This is a genomic window from Streptomyces morookaense (genome assembly GCF_013030945.1).
Lineage (GTDB): Bacteria > Actinomycetota > Actinomycetes > Streptomycetales > Streptomycetaceae > Streptomyces > Streptomyces morookaensis.
This window is the reverse complement of the sequence record NZ_JABBXF010000023.1, coordinates 119,904-145,836: the sequence shown is the minus strand read 5'-3', so window position 1 is coordinate 145,836 and position 25,933 is coordinate 119,904. Positions and strand designations below refer to the sequence as shown.

Annotated in this window: 23 protein-coding genes; 14 read left to right on the top strand and 9 right to left on the bottom strand. The window is 72.7% G+C overall.

What is annotated here, in order from left to right:
- Positions 1 to 127 precede the first annotated feature (127 nt).
- From HG542_RS12230 to HG542_RS12200, 7 genes are all read left to right on the top strand, one after another.
- Positions 128 to 2,110, top strand: a complete 1,983-nt coding sequence (locus tag HG542_RS12230) for an FAD/NAD(P)-binding protein (RefSeq protein WP_171080523.1) — start codon at positions 128 to 130, stop codon at positions 2,108 to 2,110.
- Complete coding sequence (locus HG542_RS12225; protein WP_171080521.1) at positions 2,107 to 3,117, top strand: LLM class flavin-dependent oxidoreductase; 1,011 nt, start codon at positions 2,107 to 2,109, stop codon at positions 3,115 to 3,117. Before HG542_RS12230 ends, HG542_RS12225 begins: the two co-directional genes overlap by 4 nt.
- Positions 3,114 to 4,427, top strand: a complete 1,314-nt coding sequence (locus HG542_RS12220) for an NtaA/DmoA family FMN-dependent monooxygenase (protein WP_171080519.1) — start codon at positions 3,114 to 3,116, stop codon at positions 4,425 to 4,427. Before HG542_RS12225 ends, HG542_RS12220 begins: the two co-directional genes overlap by 4 nt.
- Positions 4,424 to 5,218 carry a DUF1684 domain-containing protein gene (locus tag HG542_RS12215; protein ID WP_171080517.1) on the top strand — a complete coding sequence of 265 codons (795 nt, stop codon included), beginning with the start codon at positions 4,424 to 4,426 and terminating at the stop codon, positions 5,216 to 5,218. The genes HG542_RS12220 and HG542_RS12215 overlap by 4 nt, the downstream gene beginning before the upstream one ends.
- 273 nt (positions 5,219 to 5,491) lie before the next feature.
- On the top strand, positions 5,492 to 6,325 hold the full coding sequence (locus tag HG542_RS12210; RefSeq protein WP_171080571.1) for a S1 family peptidase: 834 nt from the start codon (positions 5,492 to 5,494) through the stop codon (positions 6,323 to 6,325).
- Positions 6,326 to 6,493: 168 nt separating this feature from the next.
- Complete coding sequence (locus HG542_RS12205; RefSeq protein WP_171080515.1) at positions 6,494 to 7,348, top strand: slipin family protein; 855 nt, start codon at positions 6,494 to 6,496, stop codon at positions 7,346 to 7,348.
- Between the two features lie 201 nt (positions 7,349 to 7,549).
- Positions 7,550 to 8,467: a S1 family peptidase gene (locus HG542_RS12200; protein WP_229922872.1), complete on the top strand. Its 918-nt coding sequence runs from the start codon at positions 7,550 to 7,552 to the stop codon at positions 8,465 to 8,467.
- Between the two features lie 96 nt (positions 8,468 to 8,563).
- Here HG542_RS12200 and HG542_RS12195 read toward each other — a convergent pair whose 3' ends face one another.
- The 6 genes from HG542_RS12195 to HG542_RS12175 form a co-directional block, all read right to left on the bottom strand.
- On the bottom strand, positions 8,564 to 9,013 hold the full coding sequence (locus HG542_RS12195) for a subtilase-type protease inhibitor (RefSeq protein WP_171080512.1): 450 nt from the start codon (positions 9,011 to 9,013) through the stop codon (positions 8,564 to 8,566).
- Positions 9,014 to 9,543: 530 nt separating this feature from the next.
- Positions 9,544 to 10,539 (bottom strand): DUF3533 domain-containing protein, encoded by a 996-nt coding sequence (locus HG542_RS12190; protein WP_171080510.1) that lies wholly within the window; start codon positions 10,537 to 10,539, stop codon positions 9,544 to 9,546.
- Positions 10,540 to 10,606: 67 nt separating this feature from the next.
- Positions 10,607 to 10,741 carry a DUF6126 family protein gene (locus tag HG542_RS34950; RefSeq protein WP_227724521.1) on the bottom strand — a complete coding sequence of 45 codons (135 nt, stop codon included), beginning with the start codon at positions 10,739 to 10,741 and terminating at the stop codon, positions 10,607 to 10,609.
- Positions 10,738 to 11,124 (bottom strand): ArsR/SmtB family transcription factor, encoded by a 387-nt coding sequence (locus tag HG542_RS12185; RefSeq protein WP_268256434.1) that lies wholly within the window; start codon positions 11,122 to 11,124, stop codon positions 10,738 to 10,740. The genes HG542_RS34950 and HG542_RS12185 overlap by 4 nt, the downstream gene beginning before the upstream one ends.
- Before the next feature lie 90 nt (positions 11,125 to 11,214).
- Positions 11,215 to 12,045, bottom strand: coding sequence for a maleylpyruvate isomerase family mycothiol-dependent enzyme (locus tag HG542_RS12180; RefSeq protein ID WP_171080508.1), 831 nt, complete (start codon positions 12,043 to 12,045; stop codon positions 11,215 to 11,217).
- Between the two features lie 4 nt (positions 12,046 to 12,049).
- Complete coding sequence (locus HG542_RS12175; RefSeq protein WP_171080505.1) at positions 12,050 to 12,928, bottom strand: LysR family transcriptional regulator; 879 nt, start codon at positions 12,926 to 12,928, stop codon at positions 12,050 to 12,052.
- Between the two features lie 78 nt (positions 12,929 to 13,006).
- On the opposite strand from HG542_RS12175, the gene HG542_RS12170 reads away from it, so the two are divergent.
- The 3 genes from HG542_RS12170 (at position 13,007) to HG542_RS12160 (ending at position 16,491) form a co-directional block, all read left to right on the top strand.
- Entirely contained in the window at positions 13,007 to 14,287 is a 1,281-nt protein-coding gene (locus HG542_RS12170; RefSeq protein WP_171080503.1) for an MFS transporter, read from the top strand.
- Positions 14,288 to 14,448: 161 nt separating this feature from the next.
- Positions 14,449 to 15,363 (top strand): DMT family transporter, encoded by a 915-nt coding sequence (locus tag HG542_RS12165; RefSeq protein WP_229922871.1) that lies wholly within the window; start codon positions 14,449 to 14,451, stop codon positions 15,361 to 15,363.
- Positions 15,364 to 15,639: 276 nt separating this feature from the next.
- Positions 15,640 to 16,491, top strand: coding sequence for a S41 family peptidase (locus HG542_RS12160; RefSeq protein ID WP_171080500.1), 852 nt, complete (start codon positions 15,640 to 15,642; stop codon positions 16,489 to 16,491).
- A gap of 11 nt (positions 16,492 to 16,502) precedes the next feature.
- Here HG542_RS12160 and HG542_RS12155 read toward each other — a convergent pair whose 3' ends face one another.
- Positions 16,503 to 17,420, bottom strand: a complete 918-nt coding sequence (locus tag HG542_RS12155; RefSeq protein WP_171080498.1) for a transporter substrate-binding domain-containing protein — start codon at positions 17,418 to 17,420, stop codon at positions 16,503 to 16,505.
- A 21-nt stretch (positions 17,421 to 17,441) separates the two neighbouring features.
- Positions 17,442 to 18,497 carry a nucleotidyl cyclase domain-containing protein gene (locus tag HG542_RS12150; RefSeq protein WP_171080496.1) on the bottom strand — a complete coding sequence of 352 codons (1,056 nt, stop codon included), beginning with the start codon at positions 18,495 to 18,497 and terminating at the stop codon, positions 17,442 to 17,444.
- Positions 18,498 to 18,689: 192 nt separating this feature from the next.
- On the opposite strand from HG542_RS12150, the gene HG542_RS12145 reads away from it, so the two are divergent.
- Positions 18,690 to 19,175 carry a Pycsar system effector family protein gene (locus HG542_RS12145; RefSeq protein ID WP_171080494.1) on the top strand — a complete coding sequence of 162 codons (486 nt, stop codon included), beginning with the start codon at positions 18,690 to 18,692 and terminating at the stop codon, positions 19,173 to 19,175.
- A 15-nt stretch (positions 19,176 to 19,190) separates the two neighbouring features.
- On the opposite strand, the gene HG542_RS12140 is transcribed toward HG542_RS12145, so the two are convergent.
- On the bottom strand, positions 19,191 to 19,913 hold the full coding sequence (locus tag HG542_RS12140) for a Crp/Fnr family transcriptional regulator (RefSeq protein ID WP_218039025.1): 723 nt from the start codon (positions 19,911 to 19,913) through the stop codon (positions 19,191 to 19,193).
- A 235-nt stretch (positions 19,914 to 20,148) separates the two neighbouring features.
- Between HG542_RS12140 and HG542_RS12135 the strand changes: the two genes are divergently transcribed.
- The 3 genes from HG542_RS12135 (at position 20,149) to HG542_RS12125 (ending at position 25,778) form a co-directional block, all read left to right on the top strand.
- Entirely contained in the window at positions 20,149 to 23,601 is a 3,453-nt protein-coding gene (locus HG542_RS12135; RefSeq protein ID WP_171080492.1) for a DNA polymerase III subunit alpha, read from the top strand.
- Positions 23,598 to 24,683 (top strand): DNA polymerase Y family protein, encoded by a 1,086-nt coding sequence (locus HG542_RS12130; protein WP_171080490.1) that lies wholly within the window; start codon positions 23,598 to 23,600, stop codon positions 24,681 to 24,683. The genes HG542_RS12135 and HG542_RS12130 overlap by 4 nt, the downstream gene beginning before the upstream one ends.
- A 210-nt stretch (positions 24,684 to 24,893) precedes the next feature.
- Entirely contained in the window at positions 24,894 to 25,778 is an 885-nt protein-coding gene (locus HG542_RS12125) for a lipase family alpha/beta hydrolase (protein WP_171080565.1), read from the top strand.
- Positions 25,779 to 25,933: the final 155 nt, after the last annotated feature.

The following is a 25,933-nucleotide window of genomic DNA, read 5'->3' as shown; positions in this document are numbered from 1 at the left end:
AGTGGAACAGCCTTCCGTTTCCTCGTCAACCGACGTAGCCTCGATGACGGGTCCGCGCTGAGGGGCGCGGGCCCGTGCGAAGGCAGCACCGCCCGTGTTCGATCCCGCATCCACGGAGTGCCTTCGCATGCCTTCTCCCGCCCTGCCCGTCCCGTCGCTCGTCGTCGTCGGCGCGGGTCCGCGCGGCACCGGTCTCGTCGAACGGATCGCCGCCAACGCCCCCGAGCTGCTCGGGGACCGCCGTCTCGACCTGCACCTCGTCGACCCGTACCCGCCCGGCGCCGGACGGATCTGGCGGCACGGCCAGTCGCCGCTGCTGTGGATGAACTCCATGGCCGAGGACGTCACGATGTTCACCGACGACACCGTCGGAACCGTGGGCCCGGTCCGCCCCGGCCCCTCGCTCGCCGAGTGGGCGGCACAGGTCCGCGAGGGCGTCGTCGAACCGCCCGACGACCCCGAAGTCGCCGCCGAAGTCCGTGCGTTGGACCCGCGCAGTTTCGCCGGGCGGCGGGTGCAGAGCGCCTACCTCCGCTGGTTCCACCGGTCCGCGGTGGCCGCGCTGCCGCCCGGCGTCACCGTCCACGAGCACCGCCGCCGGGCCGTACGGCTCTCCGGCCCGCGCGACGGCCGGCAACGCGTGTGGCTGGAGGGGCGGGCCCAGCCTCTGCTCGCCGACGCCGTCGTGCTCACCCTCGGGCACCTCCCCGCCCGGCCGGACCCGGAACAGCAGGAGCTCGCCGCCTTCGCAGCCGCCCATGGACTCGTCCACCTGCCACCGGAGTTCACCGCCGACAGCGACCTGAGCGGGTTACGGCCCCGGGAGCCCGTCCTCGTCCGCGGCATGGGGCTCGCCTTCGTGGACCTGATGGTGCTGCTCACCGAGGGCCGCGGCGGACGGTACACCGACGACGGCAGCGGCACCCTGACGTACCACCCCTCCGGCCGCGAACCCGTCCTGCACGTCGGCTCGCGCCGCGGGGTCCCGTACCGCGCGAAGACCGGATACCCGTGGCAGGGGGAGCGGCCCCCGCTGCCCCGCTTCCTCGGGCCGCCCGAGACCGCCGAGTTGCGCCGCCGGCCCGGCCCGCCGGACTTCGAGCGCGACATGCGGCCGCTCGTCGCCAAGGAACTGGGCTTCGCCCACTACCACCGGCTCTTCACCGCCCACCCGGAGCGCACGCGTGTCAACTGGCCGGACTTCGAGGAGAAGTACGCGGCCTGCGAGCCCGGCAGCGCCGAACTCGACGTCCTCGTCGCCTCCTCCGTGCCCGACCCGGCCGACCGGTTCGACCTGGACGCCCTCGACCTGCCGCTGGCCGGGCTGCGCTTCCCGGATGCGGAAGCACTGCAGGACGGCATACGGGCACATATCGCCGCGGACCTGGCGCGCCGCCATGACCCCCGCTACAGCCCCGACTTGGCCGTCTTCCTCGCACTGCTCTCCGTCCACGGGCAGCTCGCCCGGCTCGGCGACGCCGGGGAGCAGTGGCAGGGCCTGTTCAGCTACCTGGCCTCCGGCCCGCCCGGGCCCCGGCTGCAGCAGCTGCTCGCCCTCTCGCGGGCGGGGGTGGTGCGCTTCCTCGGTGCCGACGTGCACATCACCGGCGATCCGGAGCGGGGGGTGTTCCGGGCGAGGAGCGTCAGCGTGCCGGGACGGGTGGTCGAGGCGCGGGCGCTGGCCGAGGCGAGGCTGCCTGCGGCAAGCGTGGGGCGTTCGGCGGATCCGCTGCTGCGGGGGCTGGCGGGCGAAGTGGCCGTCACCAGTGCCGGGTTGCTCGTCGTCGGCCCGGACGACGGGCGGGTCGTGGGCCCGGACGGGCGGCCGCACCCGCGGCGTTTCGCACTGGGGCCGCACACCACGGCCCGGGCTCCGGCGTTCGCGCGGCCGCGCAGCGGGTCGGCCGGGTTCCGGCAGAACGATGCCGTGGCGCGGGCGGTGCTGGGGTTGCTGGCCGGGGGGCGGTTCGACGGGTGCGGGTGCGTCGTGGCTGGTCGCGCAGTTCCCCGCGCCCCTGACGGGGCCCGCGCCCCTGACGGGGCCCGCGCCCCTGACGGGGTGCGGTACCCCGCGTCTGAAATTCCCGCCCCTGCACAGGAGTCCGCATGATGCACCTCGCCGTCGCCATCGATCACCCCGGCACCACCGACCCCCGGCCCTACGTCCACGCCGCCCGTCTCGCGGAGCGCGGTCGGCTCGACTTCGTCACGCTCGGGGACGCCTTCGGGCCGCGTACCCCGCGGGAGTCCCGGATCGACGCGCTCGCCGTGCTGGCGCGTGTCGCGCCCGCGACCGAGCGGATCGGGCTCGTCCCCACCGTCACCACCACGCACACCGAGCCCTTCCACGTCTCCTCCGCCGTCTCCACCCTCGACTGGGTCAGCCGCGGCCGGGCCGGCTGGGCCGTCGACGTGTCGCCCGGCGAGACCGCCGCCCGGCTCTTCGGCCGGCGGCCCGCGGCGCCCGACGACGTGCTGTGGCGCGAGGCGGACGCCGTCGCCGACGTCGTCGCCCGGCTCTGGGACAGCTGGGAGGACGACGCCGAGATCCGCGACCGGGCCACCGGCCGCTTCATCGACCGCGACAAACTCCACTACGTCGACTTCCAGGGGCCCGGGTTCCGCGTCCGCGGCCCGTCCATCGTGCCCCGGCCCCCGCAGGGCCGGCCGGTGGTCGTCGTCGACGCCACCGCCGGACCGGCGCGCGGGACCGCGGCCCGCCGTGCGGACGTCGCCCTGGTACGGATCGGGTCGGCCGACGACCCACAGCAACTCGCCGCCGTCCGCGCCGAATTGCACGACAGCGCCCGTGCCCACGGGCGCAACCCCCGCCATCTCCGCGTCCTCGCCTCCGTGCCCGTCGCCCTGCACACGGCCGCCGACGCGGTCGCCCTCGCGGACCTGGCCGGGCGCTGGTACGAGGACGGCGCCGTCGACGGCCTCCACATCCGGCCCGAGCAGCCCGGCCGCGACCTGTCGCTGCTCGTCGACGGCACCGTGCCCGTCCTCCAGCACCGGGGCCTGCTGCGCCGCTTCCACCCGGGCGGCACGCTCCGCGAGCACCTCGGACTGCCGCGCCCCGCCAACCGCTACGCACCGGCAAGGGAGACCGCATGACCCGCACCGCCCGCCGGCAGATGCACCTCGCCGCGCACTTCCCCGGCGTCAACAGCACCACCGTCTGGCAGGATCCGCGCTCCGGGAGCCAGATCGACTTCTCGTCCTTCGAACACCTCGCGCGCACCGCCGAACGCGGCCTGTTCGACTTCTTCTTCCTCGCCGAGGGGCTGCGGCTGCGCGAGCACAAGGGCCGCATCCACGACCTGGACGTCGTCGGCCGGCCCGAGTCGATCACGGTGCTCAGCGCGCTGGCCGCCGTCACCGAACGGCTCGGCCTGGCGGCCACCGTGAACGCGACCTTCAACGAGCCCTACGAACTCGCCCGGCGCCTCTCCTCGCTCGACCACCTCAGCGGCGGCCGTGCCGCCTGGAACGTGGTGACGTCCTCCGACGCGTTCACCGGCGAGAACTTCCGCCGCGGCGGCTACCTCGACCGCGCCGACCGGTACACGCGCGCCGCGGAGTTCGTCGCCACAGCGCGGGAGCTGTGGGACTCCTGGACGCCGTGCGGGCGGGCGCGTCCCTTCGCCCATGACGGCCGGCACTTCTCCGTCGCGGGCGAGTTCGACGTCCGGCGCAGCCCGCAGGGCCACCCCGTGGTCATCCAGGCCGGCGACTCCGACGAGGGCCGCGAGTTCGCCGCCTCGGCCGCCGACGTCGTCTTCACCCGGCACGGCACCCTGGAGTCGGGCCGCGCCTTCTACGCCGACGTCAAGCGCCGGCTGGCCGCATACGGGCGCGGGCCGGACGAGTTGAAGATCATGCCGGGGGTGACCTTTGTACTCGGCGACACCGCCGCCGAGGCCCAGGAGCGGGCGGCGGAGATCCGCAGGCAACAGGTCTCGCCGCAGAACGCGATCCTCGCGCTCGAACAGGTCTGGGGCCGCGACCTGTCCGGCTACGACCCCGACGGCCCGCTGCCGGACGTCGACCCCGACCCCGGGGGCGAACTCGCCCAGGGCCGCGTGCGGATCGGCGACCCGCTCGCCATCGCCGCGCAGTGGCGCGCCCTGGCGGAGGCCAAGGGGCTGTCGATCCGGGAGACCGTCATCGAGACGTCCGGCCGGCAGTCGTTCGTCGGCACGCCGCAGGAGGTGGCGGCGCGGATGGCCGAGTTCGTGACACGGGAGGCCGCCGACGGCTTCATCCTCGTCCCGCACCTCACGCCGGGCGGGCTGGACGACTTCGTCGACAGGGTCGTGCCCCTGCTGCAGGAGCGCGGTGCGTTCCGTACGGAGTACAGCGGCACGACGCTGCGCGGGCACCTCGGTCTTCCCGTCCCCGTATGGAACAGTGGGCGGCCATGAGCACGACTGATGCCAAAGAGCAGTGGGCCGCGTGGCGCGAGCAGCGCACCAGGACGGTGTCGGCGCCGTACGGGCCGCTGGCGCTGACCGGGACGTACTGGCTCGCCGACGCCCCCGACGGCCGGATCCCGGGCGTTCCGGGGCGCTGGACCGAGGACCCCGGGACCGGTGACGCCGTCCTGCTCACCGCCCTCGCCGAGGACGGACTGACCGTGAACGGCGAGCCGTTCGAGGGCTGGATCCGGCTCGGCCCCGACGCGTCGGCCGGTGCCGTGTGGGTCGCGCACGGCGAGCGCCGGCTGCTGGTGCTGCGGCGCGAGGGCCAGTGGGCGGTCCGGGTCTTCGACCCGCAGTCGGCGGCCCGGCAGGCGTTCGCAGGCATCGACGCCTTCGACTACGACGAACGCTGGGTGCTGTCCGGGACGTTCCGGCCCTACGCGGGCGGTCGCACGGTCGTGCCGGTGGAGAACGCGGACGGGCGCGAACGCGGCCTGAGCCTGGCCGGCGAACTGGCCCTCGGCAGCGGGGAGCACACCCTGCAGGTCGGGGCGGAGGAGGACGGCTCGCTGTGGGCGGTCTTCGCCGACGGCACCAGCGGCACGTCCAGTTACCGCTTCCGCTTCCTGCGCCCGCCCGCCCCGGACCCGGACGGCACCGTGACCGTCGACTTCAACCGCGCCCACCTGCCGCCGTGCGCCTTCGCCGAACACTTCATCTGCCCGTTCCCGCCGCCGGGCAACACGCTGCCGTTCGCCGTCCCGGCGGGGGAACGGTGCGCGCACAGCGGTTAGCAGTACTTCGGCTGTGGGCCGGTTGTGGTTGCTCGCGCCCACACGGCGGAGCCGCAAATGTGAACAGCCCCGCGCCCCTTCGGGGCGCGGGCGCGTCCGAAAGATGCTCTTGCGCCTCCCGCCGCTCCGCCCGAATACTCCCGAGCACAGCGCTTGTCAGGGGCACGGCGAAATCGGAATGCGGCGTGCCCTTTCGACGGGCCCCCGACCCCCCACGGGAGGAAGAACGTGAGGATCAAGCGCCCGACCACGGTGGCCGCCGTGGCAGGCGGCATGCTCGCCGTCTCCGTCCTCACCGTCGGCAGCGCCCGCGCCGACGGTACCTCTGCCGCCGTCCACTCGGCCGTGCAGCTGTCCGCCGCCCGCGCCGCCGTGGAGTCCGCGGACGTCGCGGGCACCGCATGGGCCGTCGACCCCGCCACCAACACCCTTGTGGTGACGGCCGATTCCACCGTCTCCGCCACCGATCTGGCCAGACTCAGACGCCAGGAGGCGATACGCGTCGAACGCACCCCGGGAGCCTTCCGCACCCTCCTCGCCGGCGGCGACGCGATCTACGCGCCCTCATGGCGCTGCTCCGTCGGCTTCAACGTCCGCAAGGGCAACACCTATTACTTCCTCACCGCAGGTCACTGCACCCAGGGCAAGCCGCCCTACTACGCCACCGCGAACCACTCCACGAGCATCGGCCCGACCACCGGGACCAGCTTCCCCGGCAACGACTACGGGATCGTCCAGTACACCAACGGCTCCCTGGCCCACCCCAGCGCCGTCGATCTCTACAACGGCCGCCAGCAGCGCATCACCTCGGCGGGCAGCGCCCGCGTCGGGCAGAGCGTCCAGCGCAGCGGCTCCACGACCGGGGTGCACGGCGGCAAGGTCACCGGCCTGAACGCCACCGTCAACTACGGCAACGGCAACATCGTGCGCGGCCTGATCCAGACCGATGTGTGCGCTGAACCCGGCGACAGCGGCGGCGCGCTCTTCTCCGGCTCCACCGCCCTCGGCCTGACCTCCGGCGGCAGCGGCAACTGCCGCTCCGGCGGGACGACCTTCTTCCAGCCCGTCACCAAGGCGCTCAGCGCCTACGGGGTGAGCGTCTTCTGATTCCGCCCGCCCCTCCCCGCCGTCTGACCGCGAGCGCGCTCCGCCCTTCCCCATCGCCTGCGGCCAGCAGCACAGAGCCCCCGGCCCCGCGGGGCCGGGGGCTCGACCACGTCCGGACACGGGCATACCGTGGACGTATCACCTGACGTGTGACGGCAGGGGGCCGTGATGGTCGAAGACCTCGTGGTGGCAGTGGTGGCCGCGGGCTGCGTGGGGCTCGTGTACCTGGCGGCGGCGGCCCGAGTGGTCAAACAGTACGAGCGCGGCGTGGTGCTGCGGCTGGGGCGGCTGCACTCGGAGATCCGGCAGCCGGGATTCACCATGATCCTTCCCGCGGTGGACCGGCTGCGCAAGGTCAATATGCAGATCGTGACCATGCCGGTGCCCGCCCAGGAGGGCATCACCCGGGACAATGTGACCGTGCGCGTGGACGCGGTCGTCTATTTCAAGGTCGTGAACCCGGCGGAGGCCGTGATCGCGGTCGAGGACTACCGCTTCGCGGTCTCGCAGATGGCCCAGACCTCGCTCCGCTCGATCATCGGCAAGAGCGACCTGGACGATCTGCTCTCCAACCGGGAGAAGCTCAACCAGGGCCTGGAGCTGATGCTCGACAGCCCGGCCATCGGCTGGGGCGTCCAGATCGACCGCGTCGAGATCAAGGACGTCTCGTTGCCGGAGACCATGAAGCGCTCGATGTCCCGGCAGGCCGAGGCGGAGCGGGAGCGCCGGGCCCGGGTCATCAACGCGGACGCGGAGCTGCTGGCGTCGAAGAAGCTCGCGGAGGCGGCGGCGACGATGGCCGACCAGCCGTCCGCCCTGCAACTCCGGCTGCTGCAGACGATCGTGGCGGTGGCCGCGGAGAAGAACTCCACGCTGGTGCTGCCGTTCCCGGTGGAGCTGCTGCGCTTCCTGGAGCGGGCGGGGCATGGCGAGGCGGCTGTGCCGCAGGCCGAGCAGATTCCCGTCGAGGCGCCGCCCGCCGAAGCGGGGGGTGAGGACGAGACGGGCATCGGGCACGCCTGAGCGCTTCCAACTGCGGGCGCATCGTGGCTTGTCGCGCAGTTCCCCGCGCCCCTTCGGGGCGCCACCGGCGCGCGCATAGATTTGTGCGCTACCGGAATTCGCCCTTGTGCACTCCCTCCTCCGGTCGGGACACTCGACGGACGACTTGGCATGGACGCGACCCCTGTTCATGCGGAGCAACCCCCCACCGGAGGTGCCGAGTTGAAGAACCGTTGGCCGTTCGTGCGGGCCGCTCTCGGTGGCGCCGCCGCGGCCGCTCTCGCGGCCGCCACCCTCGCACCGCAGCCCGCAGGGGCCGAGCCCCTGCGCTTCTCCCTCCCGCAACTCGACGCCGCACGCCTGGAGTTGAGCAGGTCCGCCGCCATCCCCGGCACCGCCTGGGTGACCGACCCCAGACTGGACCGGGTCGTCGTGACCGCCGACCCCACGGTCACCGGCGGCCGGATGGCGCAGCTGAACCGGGTCGTCTCCGGGCTCGGCGAGAAGGCCGTCGTGCGCAGAACGACCACCAGGCTCACCCGGTTCATCGCGGGCGGCGACGGGATCTACGGCGCCAAATACCGCTGCTCGCTGGGGTTCAACGTCAGCAAGGGCGACACCGCCCCCAAGTGGGGCGAGGCCTACTTCCTGACCGCGGGGCACTGTGGCGCCGTCGAGCAGACCTGGTCCGACGGCAAGGGCGGCCCGCAGATCGGGGCCACCGAGTCCTACAGCTTCCCGGGGCACGACTACGCCCTCGTCAAGTACACCGCGGATGTTCCCCACCCGAGCCAGGTGAACCTCCACGGCCTCCTCGGCGCCGGCGGCGCCCAGGACATCAGGCAGGCGGCCGACGCCACGATGGGCGAGGCCGTGCAGCGCAGCGGCTCCACGACCGGGGTGCACGCCGGCAAGGTCACAGGCCTCGACGCCACGGTCAACTACCAGGAGGGCACCGTCACCGGTCTGATCGAGACCGATGTCTGCGCCGAGGGTGGCGACAGCGGCGGCGCCCTCTTCGACGGGGACAAGGCCCTGGGCCTCACGTCGGGCGGCAGCGGCAACTGCACCACGGGCGGGACGACTTACTACCAGCCGGTGAAGCCGGCCCTGGCCGCGTACGGCGTGCGGATCCCCTGAGCGCGCCCCGGCCCCATGGACGCGGCCCCCGGACACACCTCCACGGTGTCCGGGGGCCGCTGCTCGCGCGGGCCGCCGCATGGTGCGCGGGACCGGTCAGAACTCGAAGACCGTGCCCTTGGCCGCCTTCATCTCGCACGGGTTGCCGAAGACCTTCTCGAAGTTCACGCGCTGCCCCTCCCATACACCCTGGGCGGTGACGACGACCGGGTTCCACTCCTTGGTACAGAGCACACCCTCCTTGATCGTCGTGAGCTTCTCGAAGTTGCCGCCTGCGGCCCGCAGATCGGCACAGGCGGACTTGGCGGCCGGGTGCGTACCGCCGGGGCCCGGCATGCAGTTGAGGGTGACCGCGCGCTGGACGCCGGCGGTGGCCGCCTCCTCGCCCTGTCCGATGGTCAGGACCAGAGCGGACGGCGCGTACAGGCTCTGGGTGTGCGCCCCGGCAGCGGGCGCTGCGCTCGCGGCCGTCGTACCGGCTGCCACCAGGCCACCGCCCAGTGCCAGCGCGGCGCCCAGCGCGATCCCCCGAGTGATGTACCGCATTCCGAACACTCCCTTGTTCGCGGGTCAGATAACGGACGGAAGTCTTGCCCAAGTTGGGCATGAACGCATGTCGGTCGAACACTTTCGGTCGTCGGTCGGAAGCTCTCGGTAATTGGCTGGAACTGGTGGGCGGAATGTCCCGGAAGGGGGTGACGTGAAACCTCGCGCTTACATCGACGCCCGACTTGTACGTGAAAAGGGGGAATTGGTGTTACGGGAGTGTTGACCAGCGGATACGCCGTGGATTCATCGTTGAAATATCAAATGAGCCTTCGAAATTGCAATTTGCGTGCTCGATGACCATTGGATCTAATGATCCCTGTGTGCGGCCCGGGGCGCTCCGCGGACCGGCCGAAAATGGCCCGCCGTGCGCGCCCACGGGGGGCCGGGGTGGTCCGGGGAGGCGCCAGCAATGGCCGAACACTTCTCAGACCGAACGGTCGGTCTGTGGGCGGGAGTCCCCTCCGTCACAGGAGACGTCCGCGTCGCCGCCCGTGGAGGGGGCGGGCGGCGACGCGGGACGGTGCCCCTCACGGGGCCTTCCGCACCGCGGACCCCACGGTGACCGCCGTACCCGCCACCGCCCAGGCGGACAGCACGAGGAGCGGACCGGTCAGGGCGTTGCCCGCGAAGTAGGCGACGGAGCGCGCGGACCAGGTGCCCGCGCCCGGCGGCAGGTACGGGCCGATGGCGCGCCAGAACGGCGGCAGCAGCGGATACGGGTAGGCGCCGCCCGCGCTCGGGTTGCCGAGGACCACGACGATCGCGATGGCCAGCCCGATCCCGACGACCCCGGCCAGCCCCTGCAGCGCCAGCGTCGTGGCCCCGACCGCGAACACCACCAGGGCGCCCACCCCCCACAGCCCCGCGACACTGCCGGGCAGCGCCCCGAGCACCGGGCCTGCGATGACGGCGCCGAGCAGCCCGGCGACGACCGCGTAGACGGCGATCGCGCCGAGCCGGATGACGGCCCGGTGGAGGTTGGCGGGCCGCGCGCCGGCGCTCACGGCGAGAATGGCGGCGCACAGGTAGCCGCCCACGCACCAGCCCACGACCAGGTAGAACGAGCTCAGCCCGCGGGCGTCGCCGGCGCTCGCAGGGGCCACGTCGGTCACCTTCATCGACCGCTTCTCGGCGGCCTCGACGCGGGCCAGCACCGCCTCGGCGGCCTGCCCCAGCGAGGCCCCCGCGGCGCCCGCGGTGAGCAGCGTGTCGGTGGTGCCGCGCGGGTCGGCCACCAGTGCGGCGTCCAGCTCGCGCTCCCGGAGCTGCCGTTCGGCCGTGGCCCGGTCGTCCGTCGCCCGCGGATCCAGCGGGCTCCCGGGCAGGCTGCCGAGCCGGTCGACGAGGGTCCCGCGGACCTGCGGGGGAGCGACGACACCGAGGCGGATGTCGGTGGGCCCGGGGTTGTGGAAGGCGCCGATGTACGACGTGATGAAGGCGAGCTGGAGGACGAGCGCGCCGATCACCAGGAGCGCGGCGCGGCCGGTCACCGCGCTCCTGACCTCGTCGGGGAATGAGGGCATGCCCCGAGCGTGCGCGGTGCCGGGGGAGGCCGCAGGCGGTGCGGGCCGTTCGGGCTAGGGGCCCGCGCTACTTGTTGGCGTGATCGCCCAGGTAGAACAGCAGCCAGATGAACCCGGCGATGAGGTGCGTGACGAACACGTACACGCCGACGCGCAGGGCGAGCTGCTTCTCGGCCCACCGCTCACTGGTCTTCTCGGTCATCGCCGCCCCGCCTTCGCCCTGCTCCCGGCACCGGTGCCGGTCCCGGCCTCGGTCTCCAGGAGTTCCTCCAGCAGCTCGTTCTGCCCGCTGAGCATCTGCGTGAGGATGCGGCGCGCGGCGCGCATCAGCTCGGCGACGTCGCCCCCGGCGAGCTCGTAGACGACCGTCGACCCGGTGCGGGTGGAGGTGACGATCCCCGAGCGGCGCAGCACGGCCAGCTGCTGCGACAGGCTGGAGGGCTCGATCTCTATCGCGGCCAGCAGATCGCGTACGGGCTTGGGCCCGTCCTGCAGCAGCTCCAGCACACGGATGCGCACCGGATGCCCGAGCATCCGGAAGAACTCCGCCTTCGCCTGGTACAGCGGGACCGGCTTCCCCACCACTCTCCGCCCTCCTCCACAGCCGTCACTGCGCATCATGAATTGAAGAACTTTTCAATCCTAGCCGGTGCCCGAGTGACGGCTGCGAGGTGTTCAGACGGGTGGAACGAGGGTGAACCAGCGGTCGAGGACGTCCCGGTCCCCCGTCACACCGGCGAGCCGCCCGGCGGGGATGCGCTGCCAGAGGAACAGCATCAGGTCCGAGGCGGTGCCGGTGAGCTCGACGTCGCAGGGGCCGCCGTCCTCCTCGGCGAGCTCGCCGAGGAGGACGGTGTCGCCGTCGAAGCGCACGGTCCAGACGTCCGGGCCGTCGGTGCGGCGGAACCGGAAGCATTCGCCCGAGCCGGGCGGTGCCTGCCGCAGGGCCCGCCGGAACGGTGCCATCACCCGGAAGTTCTGGCCGACGGCATCGGCCGCGAGCGCGGGGGCGACCGGCAGGGCGGTCCCGGTGGCGTTCTCGGCGTCCCAGCGGTGCACGGCGGCCTCGATGGCCTGGATCCGCATCCAGAAACCGGCGGTCCGGTCCGGCGCCCAGGACCACACCGGCTCGTCCGGTGCGCTGCTCCGGAACAGCTCCTCCAGCGCGGCGGCCCCGTCCATGAACCAGTCGAGCAGGGTCTCCGGGAGCGGGGCGTGGTTCGGCGCGTTGTCCGGGTGGGGCCAGCCGTCGGTGTCCGCGGGGAGCAGGAGGAAGGAGAGGTCGGAGTGGTCCGGCTGCTCGGTGAGCCGTTCCCGGAGGAGCCGGGCCACGTACCGGTGCACGGAGGCGAGATGCACGACGAGGTCGGAGACCGACCAGCCGGGGCAGGACGGCACCGGGGGTGCGGCGGCGCCGCCGGGGGCGGCCCGGCGGGCGGCGGCCGCGAACGCGCGGACGTCGCTGTGGAATCGGGCGATGCAGTCCCTGGAGTTCGTAGAGGCCATGGGCCTACTGTGCCGTGCCGACGCCGAGCTGGGACAGGAAGGCCGCGGCGGCGGGGGAGGGGCCCAGCTTGCCCCACACCAGCATCTCCACGCGGGTCGGCGGAGTCTTCACCTTCAGGATGTGCACGCCCGGCAGTTCGGCCGCGATGGCCTCCGGCACCATGCCGACGCCCAGGCCGGCGCGTACGAGCCGGGCGAGGAACTCCACGGTGGTGACCTCGAACGGCGCGTCCGTGGTCAGGCCCGCGGCTTCGAAGGCCGACTGGCGCTGCCGCCTGGCCGCCGAGCCGGACGGGAAGTCGACGAAGGGCTCGCGGGCCAGCCTGCGCAGATCCGTCTGCTTCCGCCCGGCGAGCGGATGCTCCGGTGCCACGATGGCCACCAACTCCCCGTGGGCCAGCTCCTGGTGGCGGACGCCCTTCGGCACGGTGCCCGGGTCCAGACCGGTGAAGGCCACGTCGAGCGAGCTGTTCCGGACGCGCTCGATGAGCTCTTCGCTGACGCCGCCGACCAGGCGGATCCGCACCTCCGGGAAACGGGTCTGGTACCGGCGCAGTGCGTCGGCGAGGTCGACCGCGGCGACCGTGGAGATGGCGCCGACGGCCAGTTCCCCGGACACCGTGCCCGCGGCGGCCCGGACCTCGGCGCGGGCGCGTTCGGCGGCGTCCAGCGCCTGCCGGGCGACGGGGACGAAGGCCGCGCCCGCCGCCGTGAGCCGCACCGCACGGCTCGTACGGTCGAACAGGCGCGTCCCCAACTCCTTCTCCAGACGCGAGATCTGGTGGCTGAGCGCCGACTGCACGACGTGGCAGCGCTCGGCCGCGCGCGTGAAACCACCCGTCTCCGCGACGGCGACCACGTAGCGCATCTGTTGCAGCTCCATGCATCCATCGTAGAACGCGATGGCTCGATGAAAACAATGCATTGGATACATACATGCCTGGCCGGGACACTTGTTCCCATGACGCACGTGACGCATACACGGAAAGACGACGGTTCACCGGGCGGTGGCGAGCTGGGCCGCGGCACGCTCCTCGTGATGGCGGTCGCCTGCGGACTGTCCGCCGGGAGCAACTACTTCGCACAGCCCCTGCTCGGGGTGATAGGCCGCGAACTGCACATGGGAACGGCCGTCTCCGCACTGGTCGTCACGGCAGCCCAACTCGGCTACGCCCTCGGCCTGATCCTGCTCCTGCCCCTCGGCGACCTCCTGGAACGGCGCCGGCTCGCCGTCGCGCTGTGCGCGGCGACCGCGGCCTTCCTGCTGGTCACGGCGAACGCGCCGAACACCGCGGTCCTGCTGGCCGGCACCGCCCTCACGGGGCTGACCTCGGTCGGCGCGCAGGTCATCGTCCCCTACGCGGCGACGCTCGCCGCTCCCGAGAAGCGCGGCCGCACCGTCGGCACCGTCATGACGGGCCTGCTGCTGGGCATCCTGCTCGCCCGCACGGCCGCCGGACTGCTCAGCGACCTCGGCAGCTGGCGCACCGTGTACTGGGTGAACGCCGTGCTCATGGCGGCCATGGCGGTCCTGCTGCGCTGCGTGCTGCCCCGCCTGCGGACCAGCGCCGGTCTCGGCTACCCCGGGCTGCTCGCCTCGACCGTCGGGCTCTTCGCCCGCGAACCGGTGCTGCGGTGGCGGGCCGCGCTGGGCGCCCTGTCCTTCGCCTCGTTCAGCGTGCTCTGGACGGCCCTCGCCTTCCTGCTCTCCGGCCCCGCCTACGGCTGGTCCGAATCGGCGATCGGACTGCTCGGACTGCTGGGCGCCGCAGGCTCGTTGGCGGCGTCCGTCACCGGACGCCTGGCCGACCGGGGACTCGTCCACCATGCGACCGGCACCGGGGCCTTCCTGCTCCTGGGGTCCTGGGCCCTGCTCGCCCTGGGCGGCTCCGGCGGCCACTGGTCGCTGGCCGCGCTGCTGGCCGGCATCCTCGTGCTCGACGCGGCGGTGCAGGGTGTGCAGATCAGCAACCAGAACCTGGTGTACGCGGTGCGCCCCGAAGCGCGCAACCGCCTCAACTCGGCCTATATGACCAGCTACTTCGCGGGCGGCGCGCTCGGATCGGCCCTCACGTCGGCGACGTGGGGCACGGCGGGCTGGACCGGGGTGTGCACGCTGGGGGCCGGCCTGTCGGCCGTCCTCGCCGCGACGTGGCTGGCGGAGCGGCGCTGCCGGAACCGCCGCCCGGTGCCGGCCGCCGACCCTGCGCCGCACGCCGCGCTCACCGGGTCCGTACAGTAAGGACCATGCGTTCGACAGTGCTCGCGCCTCCCGTCGTCTAGAGCGGGAGGCCAAGGTCGCCGGTGCGCCGGCCCTTCGACGGGGCCGGCGCGCTTCTTGGTCGTACCCGCACACGGGAGACCACGACGACCGACTGCTCCACGACATCTGGAGAACGCACTGTGTCCACGCCCACATCCACGCCTGCCTTGCGCGGGCTCGCCTGTCTGGCGATAGCCGGCACCACCTGGGGGACGACCGGCGCCGCCGTCGAAATCGTCTACCGGTCGAGCGACTTCGGGCCGATGGCCGTATCGTTCTGGCGCTTCCTCGGCGGAGCGGCGCTGCTGCTCGCCGCCCGCCGCACTCCCCGGGGGCCGCGGCCGGTACGCGGGCGGGTGCTGCTGTTCACGGGCACCGGCATCGCCCTGGCCGTGTTCCAGACCGCCTACTTCGGCGCGGTCGAGGAGACGGGACTGGCCGTCGCCACGATCGTCGCCCTCGGGGCGGCTCCGGTCCTCACCGCCGCCGGGGGCCGGCTGTTCCTGGGCGAACACGTCGGCCGCGGCGGCCTGCTGGCGGTCGGCGGCGCGCTGACCGGCCTGGCGGTACTGGTCCTGGGCAACCAGCAGAGCGCCGTACACCCGCTCGGCGTCGGCCTGGCGCTGCTGTCGGCTGCCGGGTTCGCCGCGTCGAGCCTCCTGGGCCGATGGACGGGACGGCACGGCGCCGGGGAGGACCCGTACACCCTCACGCTGGGGTCGTTCGGCGTCGGGGCGGTGGTGCTGCTGCCGTTCGCCTGCGGCGAGGGGCTTGTGCCGCATACGGCCCATGCGGGGCGGGTGCTGCTGATGCTGCTGTACGTCGTCGCGGTCACCACCGCGTTGGCCTACCCGCTGTACTTCGCCGGGGCCGCGGCGGTCCGGGCGGCGACGGCGTCGGTGGTGATGCTGATCGAACCGGTCAGTGCGGCGGCGCTTGCCGTGCTGCTGCTCGGTGAGCGGCTCACCGTGGCGACGGCGGGGGGTGCGGCGGTGCTGCTCGCCGCCATCGCGGGGCTGGCGGTGGCGGAGTCGCGGACGGCGGTGGGGAGTTGATTGCCTGAGCGACGGGCCCGGCCGGCGCACGCGGCGCAGCCCGAATTCGGGATTTCCGCTGCCGGAGTGGCTGGTTCCGGGAGCTAGAGGGCGGCATATCGGGATAGAAGGGGCGAGGGTTATGCCCCTTTGAGCTTCCGGCAGCGGAAATCCTGATTCGGTGGCCATGCAGGGGGATTGATGGGGCGGGGTCATATGTCGCGTTTGGTGGCTTGTGTCGGGCTGATCGGTGTTCTCGTGACGGGAACCGGATGTACACAGCGGACAGAAGAGGGCATGTCGTCCAGCGCCCGGTCCTATCTGTCGACGGCGCTGGACATCATGGAGAAGAACTCCTTGCGCCGCCACGAGATCGACTGGCCCCGAGTGCGCCGCACGGCGTTCTCGGTGGCCGGCTCCGCGCAGAAGCCGGAAGACACCTATGGGGCGATCCGCGTCGCCATCAACGCCTTGGGCGACAAACACAGTTCGTTCTACGAGCCGCAGCGGGTGAAAGGCGAACTCGAAGCCCCGGCCAATACCTTCGACGGCCTGGGAGGCCGGTCGATGGAAGGCCGCATCGGCTACATATCCCTGCCCGGGGTGCGGTCCGAAGCGGCTTTCGCGGAGTACGCGCGGCAAGGCCGCGCGGCAATGGCGGAGGCGGACCGGGACCGGGCCTGTGGCTGGGTGGTGGACCTGCGCAAGGAGGACGGCGGAGGCATGGGCGCGCCCCTTGCCGTCGTGGGCCCGATTCTGGGGGGCGGGAACGTCGGCATGTTCATCGATCCCGACGGTGAGAAGTCCATGTGGACCGCCGAGGGCGGTGCCCCCGTCGCCCACCCCGACGCACCGGTCGCCGTGCTGACCAGCGGGGCAACCGCCAGCGCGGGCGAGGCGGTTGCGGTCGCCTTCCGGGGACGGCCGGACACGCGGTTCTTCGGGCAGCGGACCGGCGGGGTGCCCACGGGAAACCATCCCCATGACCTTTCCGACGGGGCCATGCTGATCCTCACCGAGGTCAAGGAGGCCGACCGCACCGGGCGGATTTACGACGGGCCCATTCCGCCCGACGAGGAGGTCCCGGCCGGCCGGGACGCCTTGGAGGCGGCGAAGAGCTGGCTGCTCGCTCAGCGCGCGTGCCGCTGAGCGAGCCCCCCTCAGCCCTCCACGTCGTCCGTGCAGGACAACCGGTCGATATCGGCCGGACTCGGCCGGTACCGCGTCTTCCAGTCCGGGGCCTGTTCGACCAGAGGGAGTTCCGTCTTCAGGTCCAGGTCCCATGCGCTCGTGCCCACATAGCGCTTCAGGGCGTCCCGGATCCGTCGGCAGTCCCGCAGGTTGGAGCGGCCGTTCGGGTCCTTCTTGGCCATGCCGACCCCGTAGTAGTTCGCGGAGCCGATCACCACGTCGGGGACGACCTCCAGCTCGCTGTACCTCGCGGCGAAGCCGTGGAGGATCAGCTGGTCGGTGGAGAACGCGGCGGCCCGGCCGCTGCGCAGGTCGTCCACGCACTGGGCGGCGGTGGGGGCCTCGTATGTGCCCAGGCCCTGGGCGCGGTTCTGCAGTGCCTCGGCGGAGACGGTGCCGTTCCAGGCGCAGACCGGCTTGCCGCGCAGATCGCCGAGGGACTTCACCGCGGGTCCGTCCCTGCGCACGAGGAAACCCTGCTGGGTCTCGGCATACGGGCCGGCGAACCAGATCCGTTTCATGCGCTCCTTTGTGATCGAGAATGTGGCGATCACCAGATCGACATGGTTCGCATCGCTCTGCGTGAGTGCGGCGACCCGGTCCTCCGACGGGACATTGGAAAAGGTCTTGCCGATGTGCAGATCCTTGGTCAGGGCGTCGGCGACCTTGATGTCGAAACCGGAGTACTTGTAGCCGTCGGTCTGCCAACCCGTGCCGGGCTGGTCGGACTTCACGCCGATGACGATGGAGTCCCGGGCATTGCGCCCGAGGAACTGCGCACTGCCGCCGGTGCTGTCACAGGCGGCGGTCAGGGGGAGTGCGGTGAGCACGACGAGTGCGGCGAGCTGCAGGGCGGCTCTGGTGCACGGGCCGGGTTTCCGTTGCATGACCCTCAACGCTCTCAACTCTCATTCGTCCGGGGTGACATCGTCGAGGCTCAGGTCCATGGCGCACCCCGGATTCGAGGTGATGGCCAGGTCCAGGGCCGTGTCGGTCCGTCCGGCGTCCAGCGGGACGCGGAAGGCGTCCCCGTCGTGCAGGGCGCCGACGGCCGACCGCGTGCCGTTTTTGTGCACGGTCACCGAGACCATGGTGTCGCGCCGGCAGAGCACCTGTTCGGGGAAGTGGTCCGACACGGTCAGCCGCAGCCGGCGCGTGCCGGGCCGGGGGAGCGCACGGGCCGTGACGAGACGGGCAGTTGCCCTGCTGCCGTCGCCGTACGGTGCGCCCGGGGCGATGGTCACCTGCGCCGCCGGCACGGGGGCGTCGCCCGCGCCGAGGACGCGCGCGACGACCAGCGCGGTGACGCCCGCGGCGACGACCAGGGCCACGACGAGGGCGAGGGCGCGCGGCCTGCTGCGGACGAGGCCGTCGGGAACCCACAGCCACGCCTGGAGCGGGCTCTCGCCGCTCTTCCCCTTCTCCTTGAAAGGCTTGAAGCGGCGGGGATCGAGAGTGGTCGAACCGGCCTTGACGAGGTCCCGGTAGACGGAGTCGGAGAGGACCACCGCCACATCGGGACCGGTCTCCGGGGCCAGGGCGTTGCGCAGGGGTTCGCTGTCGACCAGCCGCCTCACCTCGACCGGCGCCCGCCCGTTCCAGGCGTTCGGGGCCTGCGGATAGGGTGCGTAGTGGATGGCGATGCGCAGGCGCAGCCGCTCTTCGAGGCGGTACGGCTCGTTGCGGCTGTGGAGCTGTGCCACCAGATGCCGGACGAAGTCGTCGACGACCCTCCGCTCGGACTCCTCGGCCGGGATCGCGGATATCTGGCCGTCGCCGGTGGACTGGGTGTCCCATGTCCCGCTGTGCAGGCCGGCGTTGAGCGCGGCCGCGTCCATGGTCTTCCTGAGCGACTCCAGGACGGCGCTCTTCTGCGTGTCCGGGGTCCTTCCATAGCCGACGATGTCGATGGCAAGCCACAGACGGCGCTCGGCGTTGTCCTGCTCGGTTTTGTCTTCAAGCAAGGTCGTCTCTCCCGTGCGCTGGAACTTCACAGGACACGCTCGCACGGGGCCCGGAAGCCGGATTCCGTACGGATCCGGCTTGCCCGCAGTGACGGCAGCCACACCGACAATGCCTGATCCGTACGGCGTCCACGTGATACCGCCGGGTATCTCATGGACTCATTGCCGTTTCTGGAGGGGAGGTTCGGAGCGGTGTCCCGAGAAGTCGAACAGAGGGAAGCCGACGAGATCTCGGTCAAGGTCGCGCTCGGAGCGCTGACCGCATTCCAGGGCTACGTCCAGCAGGCGGACGCCAAGGTCAACACACTGCTCATGGTGCATACCGGCGGTGTGGTGGCGGCCGTTGCCGCGATGGGCGGCCGGTCGGCCATTCGCTGGACGCCGGTCGTCGACGGTCTGCTCCTGGCATTCGCGGTGGCATTCTGCGCCTCGGGTTTCCATATCGTGAAGGCGATAAGGCCGCGGCTGGACGCGCCCATCCCGCTGAATCCTTTCGGTATCACGGGAATCGGTCTGCCGCACCCGTACGACCGGCGGGCGCAGTGCGAACAGGCCTGGGCCATGGCCGAGTTGCTGGGGGAGATCGCGCTGGTCAAGAACCGGCACGTACAGCGGGCCGTGCCGTGGACGGCCCTGATGCTGTGCCTGGGCGTCGTCGCGGCCGTCGCCGGCGGGTGATCGGATTCATCGGATTCAAGCGAGCCGGGCGAGGCCGCGGAGCCCGTCGAGGTCGGTCACGGTCGTCCCGCAGTAGTGCGGGACGGCCAGGCCGTCCCGTTTCAGCTGCTGCATCGCCCGGCCGACCGCGTCCTCGCGCGCGCCGATCAGCCGGCCCAGCTCCACCTGGGACAGCTGGACGCCCAGCTCGTGTCCGTTCGCGCTGCGGAAGCCGTGCCGCTCGACGAGCTCGACGAGGACCCGCGCCAGCCGGATGGCCACGCTGAAGGCGGCGAAGTCCAGCTGGCGGCGGTTGGCGACGTCGAGCCGGTCGAAGGCCACGCAGATCAGGGCCCGCCAGGCGACCGGGTTCCGGTCGAGGAACCCCAGGAAGGCGTCCCGGGTGAGCGCGTGGACGCGTACGGGGCTGCAGCACGTGACCGTCGCCGAGCGTGCCGTTCCCCGGATGGCGGCCGTCTCGCCGACGACATCCCCGCTCACTCTGATGCCCAGGAGGCCTTCGGTGCCGTCCGTCAGGATCGAGCTGATCTTGGCGCAGGCCGACGATCCCGCATCCCGGACGGAGCCGAGCACCAGGACGTGATCGGTCATGTCGCCCTGCATCATGAGGAGTTCGCCGGCGTCGTGACGCCCGGGGCGTGCCAGGGCGAGCAGCTCGCGGCGGGCGTCCTCGGGGAGCCGGGCCATGAAGGTCTGCGGCTGCCAGTCATGGCCGTCGTCGCGCCTGTTCAGCGTCACGGAGGGACCGTAGCGCAGGGCCCTCCCGGACGTGTACGCGAACCAATCTTCGAGGGGTGACCGGCGGCGTGGCGCCGGGCGTGTGCGATCCGGCACGGAGGACCGCTCGAACGCACACTCGAACGAATATTCGAGAAGTGGTCTATCGTGGACCCAGGAGGGTCGAAAACAAGCCAGGGCCAGCCAAGGGGGGAGCGGCAGACAACAGCACGGCAAGCGCAGCGCAGGAGGTGCGATGGCAGCGTTCACGCACCTGCACACCGCATCGGGCTTCTCGGTGCGGTACGGCGCCACGCGCCCGGAGCAGCTGGCCGTGCGGGCGGCCGAGCGCGGTATGGACGCGGTCGCCCTCACCGACCGCGACACCCTCGCGGGCGCGGTCCGGTTCGCCGATGCCGCGGCGAAGGCGGGAGTGCGGCCCCTGTTCGGGGCGGACCTCGCCGTGCGGGGGCACGAGCCGCAGGCGGCCCGGCCGCGCACCCCCGTCCGCGGCGGTGCCTTCGTCGACGAGTCCGCGCCCCGCGCCGTCTTCCTCGCCCGCGACGGCGCGGCCGCCTGGGCCGCTCTCTGCGGGCTGGTCTCCGCCGCCCACACCGCGGGCACCGCGCGGCCCGAGCTGGCCTGGGACGACCTCGCCGGGGCCGCCGCCGGGATCCGGGCCCCGCTGACCGTGCTGCTCGGGCCGGACTCCGAGGTCGGGCGGGCGCTCGCCGCCGGGCGGCCGGACCGGGCCGCGCGGCTGCTCGCGCCCTGGCGCGAAGTGTTCGGTGACGAGGCCCTGCGACTGGAAGCCGTCTGCCACGGGCGCACCGGCACCGGGCCCGGGTCGCTGCGGCTCGCCGCGCGCACGGTCGGGTTCGCCGCCGAGCAGAAGGTACGGGCCGTGCTGAGCAACGCCGTGCGCTACGCCGACCCGGGCCAGGGCCCCGTCGCCGACGTGCTCGACGCGGCCCGCCGGCTGGTGCCCGTCGACCGCCGCCGGCCCGAGGCCCACGACAGCGGGGAGCGGTGGCTCAAGGGGGCGCGGGACATGGGCCGGATCGCCGAGCGGGTCGCGGAGGCGGCCGGGTTCCGCCGGGACGTGGCGCACCGGCTGCTGGCCATGACCGAGGAGACCGCGGCCGGGTGCCGCGTCGACCCGAAGGACGACCTGGGCCTCGGCACCGTCCACTTCCCCGAGCCGCACCTCGTCGGCGCCGGCCCCCGCACCGCGGCGCGCGTGCTGCGCTCCCGCTGCGCGGCGGGTCTGGTGCTGCGCGGCCACGACCGCGACCGCATGTACTGGGACCGGCTCGACGAGGAGCTGCGGATCATCGACGGGCACGGCTTCGCCTCGTACTTCCTCACCGTCGCGCAGGTCGTCGACGACACCCGCGCGCTGGGCATCCGCGTCACCGCCCGCGGCTCCGGCGCGGGCTCCCTCGTCAACCACCTGCTGGGCATCGCGCACGCCGACCCCGTCGAACACGGCCTGCTGATGGAGCGGTTCCTGTCGCCGCGGCGCCGCGCGCTGCCCGACATCGACATCGACGTGGAGTCCGCGCGCCGCCTGGAGGTCTACCGCGCGATCTTCGACCGCTTCGGCGAGGACCGGGTCGCGACCGTCGCCATGCCCGAGACCTACCGGGTGCGGCACGCGATCCGCGACGTGGGCGCCGCCCTCGGCATGGACCCGGCCGAGGTGGACCGGCTCGCCAAGGCCTTCCCGCACATCCGGGCCCGCGACGCCCGGGCCGCGCTGGCCGAACTGCCCGAGCTGCGCGGCATCGACGCGGCCCGCTACGGGCGGCGGATGTGGGAGCTGGTCGAGGCGCTGGACGCGCTGCCGCGCGGGGTCGCCATGCACCCGTGCGGGGTGCTGCTGTCGGACGCCTCGCTGCGGGCCCGTACGCCCGTGGTGCCGACCAGCGGCGAGGGGTTCGCGATGGCGCAGTTCGACAAGGACGACGTCGAACGGCTCGGCCTGCTCAAACTCGACGTGCTCGGCGTGCGGATGCAGTCCGCGATGGCGCATGCGGTGGCCGAGATCGGGCGTGCCACCGGCCGCCGCCCCGACCTGGACGACCCCGCGCAGGTGCCGCCGGGGGACCGGGCCACGTACGAACTGATCCGGTCCGCCGAGACGCTCGGCTGCTTCCAGATCGAGTCGCCGGGCCAGCGCGACCTGATCGGGCGGCTCCAGCCCGCGACCTTCCACGACCTCGTCGTCGACATCTCGCTCTTCCGGCCCGGCCCGGTCGCGGCCGACATGGTGCGGCCGTTCATCGAGGCCCGGCACGGCCGCGCGCCCGTGCGCTTCCCGCACCCGGACCTGGCGGACACCCTGCGCGAGACGTACGGCGTGGTCGTCTTCCACGAGCAGATCATCGAGATCCTGCGGATCATGACCGGCTGCGACCGCGGCTTCGCGGACGAGACCCGGCGCGCCCTGTCGGACCCCGAACTGACCGGCCGGGTACGGGCCTGGTTCGCCGAGTGCGCGGCCGCCCGCGGGTACACCGCGGACGTCGTGCGGCGCACCTGGGAGATCGTCGCGGCGTTCGGCTCGTACGGGTTCTGCAAGGCGCACGCGGTGGCCTTCGCGGTGCCGACCTATCAGTCGGCCTGGCTCAAGGCCCACCATCCGGCGGCCTTCTACGCCGGGCTGCTCACACACGACCCGGGGATGTACCCCAAGCGGCTGTTGCTCGCGGACGCGCGGCGGCGCGGGGTGCCGATCCTGCCGCTGGACGTGAACCGCTCGGACGCCGCCTATCGGATCGAACTGGTGTCCGGTAATGGCCGGGGCGGCAGCTTCGGCATCCGCCTCGCCCTCTCCGAGGTGCAGGGCATCACCGGGGCCGAGACCCGGCGCATCGTCGAGGGGCGCCCGTACACCTCGCTCCAGGACCTGTGGCAGCGCGGCCGCCCCCGCAGGCCCGTCGCCGAACGGCTCGCGCGCGTCGGCGCGTTGGACGCCTTCGGCACCAACCGCCGCGATCTGCTGCTGCACATCGCGGAGCTGCACCGGCGGCAGCGCGGCCCGGTGTCCCCGGCCCAGCCCACGCTGGTCGACAGCGCCCGCGCCGAACCGGTCGGCCTGCCCGACCTCGACGCGGCCGAACGGCTCGGCGCCGAGCTGAGCGTGCTCGGCATGGACACCTCGCGTCACCTGATGTCCGACCACCGGGCGTTCCTGACCGAGCTCGGCGCGATCCCGGCCCGCCGGCTGCACGAGGCGCGGCACGGCGAGACGGTGCTGGTGGCGGGTGCCAAGGCAGCCACCCAGACGCCGCCGGTGCGGTCGGGCCGGCGCGTCATCTTCACCACCCTCGACGACGGCACGGGCCTGGTCGACTGCGCCTTCTTCGACGACAGCCACGCGGCCTGCGCGCACACCGTCTTCCACTCCTGGCTGCTGCTCGTCCGCGGCGTCGTCCAGCGCCGCGGCCCCCGCAGCCTCAGCGTGGTCGGCTCTGCGGCCTGGGACCTCGGGGAGCTGACCCGGCTGCGCGCGGCGGGCGGGCTCGACGCGGTGGCCGCGGAGCTGGCGCGGCCGCTCGCGACGGAGCCGGACGCCGCGGCGGGCCGGCGCATCGAACTGCCCACCGGCTACACCCTGCACCCCTGGTCCGACCTGCAGCCCGCGGGCGAAGGCCCGGCCACCGGGCGCAAGTTGTGGCACGCGAGCCCGGGGAGCGCGGGATGAACGGCAGGACGCACGCGACGCACGGCAGGACGCATCTCTCCGCGGTCCCGGCCGTATACGAACCGGAGCCGCCGGCCCCCACCGTGTTCCACGTCCACTTCCACCCCGTCGCGGGCGGCGCCCTGGGGGAGGGCGCCTACGACGGGCTGCTCGCGCTGCTCGGCGAGCTGACACCGCTGGTGCAGGCGTTGCCGCCGGACGCCGCGCTCGCCGAAGTGCGCGGCGCCCTGCGGTATTTCGGCCACGGCCCGCAGGAACTCGCCGCACTGCTGCGGGTGCGTGCGCTCGCCCGGTACGGGGCCGACTGCACGGTGGGCATCGGCGCCAACCCGATGCTGGCGCGGATGGCCGCCCAGGACGGGCCGGCCGGGGGCATCCGGACGGTCCCGGCCGGGCCGGGGGCGGCCGCCGCCTTCCTGGCGCGCAAACCGGCCGCCGCGCTGTACGGGGTCGGGCCCGCCACCGCCCGCACGCTGTGCACCTACGGGCTGGACAGCGTCGGCAGAATCGCCGCCACGCCGCTGCCCGTGCTGCAGCGCATCCTCGGTGCGGCCGCCGGGCGGCGGATCCACGAACTGGCGCACGGCATCGACCCCACCCCCGTCGGCCCGGCCGCGCAGGCCCGTTCGATGGGCGCGGAACACCGCTTCGCCGCCGACGAGCTGGACCCGGAGTACCGGCGCCGTGCCCTGCTCACGCTCGCCGACGGGCTCGGCGCCGGGCTGCGGGAGAGCGGGCAGGTCGCGCGTGGCCTGAAACTCACCGTCCGCTACGCCGACGGTTCGTCCACCACCCGCACGCGGGCCTTCGCCGAGCCGACCGCGCACACGCCCGAACTGACCGCGACGGCCTATGTGTTGCACGACGCGCTCGGTCTGCAGCGGGCGCGGGTACGGGCCGTGGCGCTGCGCGCCGAGGGGCTGACGGACGCCGGACACGCCGCGCACCAGCTGACCTTCGACCCCGCCGACGAGCGGGCACGCCGCATCGAGGAGACGGTCGACAAGGTGCGGGAGCTCTTCGGCCCGGGCGCGGTGGGGCCCGCGGCGAGCCTCGGCACGGACCGGCCCGAGGTGGCGTGAAACGTTCGGAATCAGATGGCGTTCAAGTGTCGGGTGAGTAAAGGGAAGTTCGAAATTTTCCTTGACGCAAGCAAAGATCACCCGCAACCTACTCGCAGGTAAGTTAACCAACTTTTCACACGAGGGTGAGCCGTCTCACTCCGCTGCTCCGCCATGCCTTCCCCACCGATTCCCCCACCGCAAGGAGTCCCTGTGAAGCTGCGCCCGAAGATGCGCTGGAGATCCCTCCGTGCCCTGCTGCCCGTCGCCGCCCTGGCGGCGACCGTCGTGGCCGCACCGGAGGCCGTGGCAGCCCCGCAGAGCAGCGCCGCCGCGGCCGTCACCAGCGGCTGGAACGACTACTCCTGCAAGCCGTCCGCCGCGCACCCGCGCCCCGTCGTCCTCGTGCACGGCACCATGGAGAACGGCTCCACCAACTGGTGGTCCTTCGCCCCCTACCTCACCAGCCGCGGCTACTGCGTCTTCTCCTTCGACTACGGCCGGCTCCCCGGCGTGCCGGTCTTCTACGGGCTCGGCCCGATCGAGAAGTCGGGCGAGCAACTCGCCGCCTACGTCGACAAGGTGCTCGCCGCGACCGGCGCGTCGAAGGTCGACATGGTCGGGCACTCGCAGGGCGGCATGCTGCCGCGCTACTACACGAAGTTCCTCGGCGGCGCCGACAAGGTGAACGCGATCGTCGGCATCGCACCGAACAGCCATGGGACGACCCTGTCCGGCATCGCCAAGCTGATGGACATCGTCCCCGGCATCGGCCCCGCCGCGCGCAAGATGATCAACGCGACCGCACCCGGCCTGACGGACCAGGTCGTCGGCTCGCCGTTCATGCAGAAGCTCAACGAGGGCGGGGACACGCTGCCCGGCATCCGCTACACGGTGATCGCCACCAAGTGGGACGAGGTCGTCACGCCGTACGAGACGCAGTTCCTGTCCGGGCCGAATGTGCGGAACGTGCTGCTGCAGGATCTGTGTCCGGTGGACATCTCGGAGCACCTGGCGATCGGCACGATCGACCGGGTGGCGTTCCATGAGGCGGCCAATGCGCTGGACCCGGAGAATGCGGTGCCGAGCGATTGCTCGGCGATGGTGCGGGGTTAGCACCCGGGGGCGGTGTCCCGTAGCGCCCCGTCGGGGCTTCGCCCCGTAAGGGGCGCGGGGAACTGCGCGAGCGACCACGACGCGCCCGCAGTGGACGTCCTCGGGGCTGCGCCCCGGACCCCTGGGGTGGTGCGTCGGCTGCGGGCCGGTGGGGG

What these genes read in the sequence shown, in the direction of transcription:
- HG542_RS12175 (WP_171080505.1), bottom strand. Translation starts at nt 12,928, where the DNA reads ATGGAGCTGCAACAGATGCGCTACGTGGTCGCCGTCGCGGAGACGGGT.
- HG542_RS12135 (WP_171080492.1), top strand. Translation starts at nt 20,149, where the DNA reads ATGGCAGCGTTCACGCACCTGCACACCGCATCGGGCTTCTCGGTGCGG.
- HG542_RS12125 (WP_171080565.1), top strand. Translation starts at nt 24,894, where the DNA reads ATGCGCTGGAGATCCCTCCGTGCCCTGCTGCCCGTCGCCGCCCTGGCG.
- HG542_RS34950 (WP_227724521.1), bottom strand. Translation starts at nt 10,741, where the DNA reads ATGACCGAGAAGACCAGTGAGCGGTGGGCCGAGAAGCAGCTCGCCCTG.
- HG542_RS12130 (WP_171080490.1), top strand. Translation starts at nt 23,598, where the DNA reads ATGAACGGCAGGACGCACGCGACGCACGGCAGGACGCATCTCTCCGCG.
- HG542_RS12160 (WP_171080500.1), top strand. Translation starts at nt 15,640, where the DNA reads ATGTCGTCCAGCGCCCGGTCCTATCTGTCGACGGCGCTGGACATCATG.
- HG542_RS12215 (WP_171080517.1), top strand. Translation starts at nt 4,424, where the DNA reads ATGAGCACGACTGATGCCAAAGAGCAGTGGGCCGCGTGGCGCGAGCAG.
- HG542_RS12195 (WP_171080512.1), bottom strand. Translation starts at nt 9,013, where the DNA reads ATGCGGTACATCACTCGGGGGATCGCGCTGGGCGCCGCGCTGGCACTG.
- HG542_RS12230 (WP_171080523.1), top strand. Translation starts at nt 128, where the DNA reads ATGCCTTCTCCCGCCCTGCCCGTCCCGTCGCTCGTCGTCGTCGGCGCG.
- HG542_RS12225 (WP_171080521.1), top strand. Translation starts at nt 2,107, where the DNA reads ATGATGCACCTCGCCGTCGCCATCGATCACCCCGGCACCACCGACCCC.
- HG542_RS12190 (WP_171080510.1), bottom strand. Translation starts at nt 10,539, where the DNA reads ATGCCCTCATTCCCCGACGAGGTCAGGAGCGCGGTGACCGGCCGCGCC.
- HG542_RS12170 (WP_171080503.1), top strand. Translation starts at nt 13,007, where the DNA reads ATGACGCACGTGACGCATACACGGAAAGACGACGGTTCACCGGGCGGT.
- HG542_RS12180 (WP_171080508.1), bottom strand. Translation starts at nt 12,045, where the DNA reads ATGGCCTCTACGAACTCCAGGGACTGCATCGCCCGATTCCACAGCGAC.
- HG542_RS12155 (WP_171080498.1), bottom strand. Translation starts at nt 17,420, where the DNA reads ATGCAACGGAAACCCGGCCCGTGCACCAGAGCCGCCCTGCAGCTCGCC.
- HG542_RS12220 (WP_171080519.1), top strand. Translation starts at nt 3,114, where the DNA reads ATGACCCGCACCGCCCGCCGGCAGATGCACCTCGCCGCGCACTTCCCC.
- HG542_RS12205 (WP_171080515.1), top strand. Translation starts at nt 6,494, where the DNA reads ATGGTCGAAGACCTCGTGGTGGCAGTGGTGGCCGCGGGCTGCGTGGGG.
- HG542_RS12210 (WP_171080571.1), top strand. Translation starts at nt 5,492, where the DNA reads ATGCTCGCCGTCTCCGTCCTCACCGTCGGCAGCGCCCGCGCCGACGGT.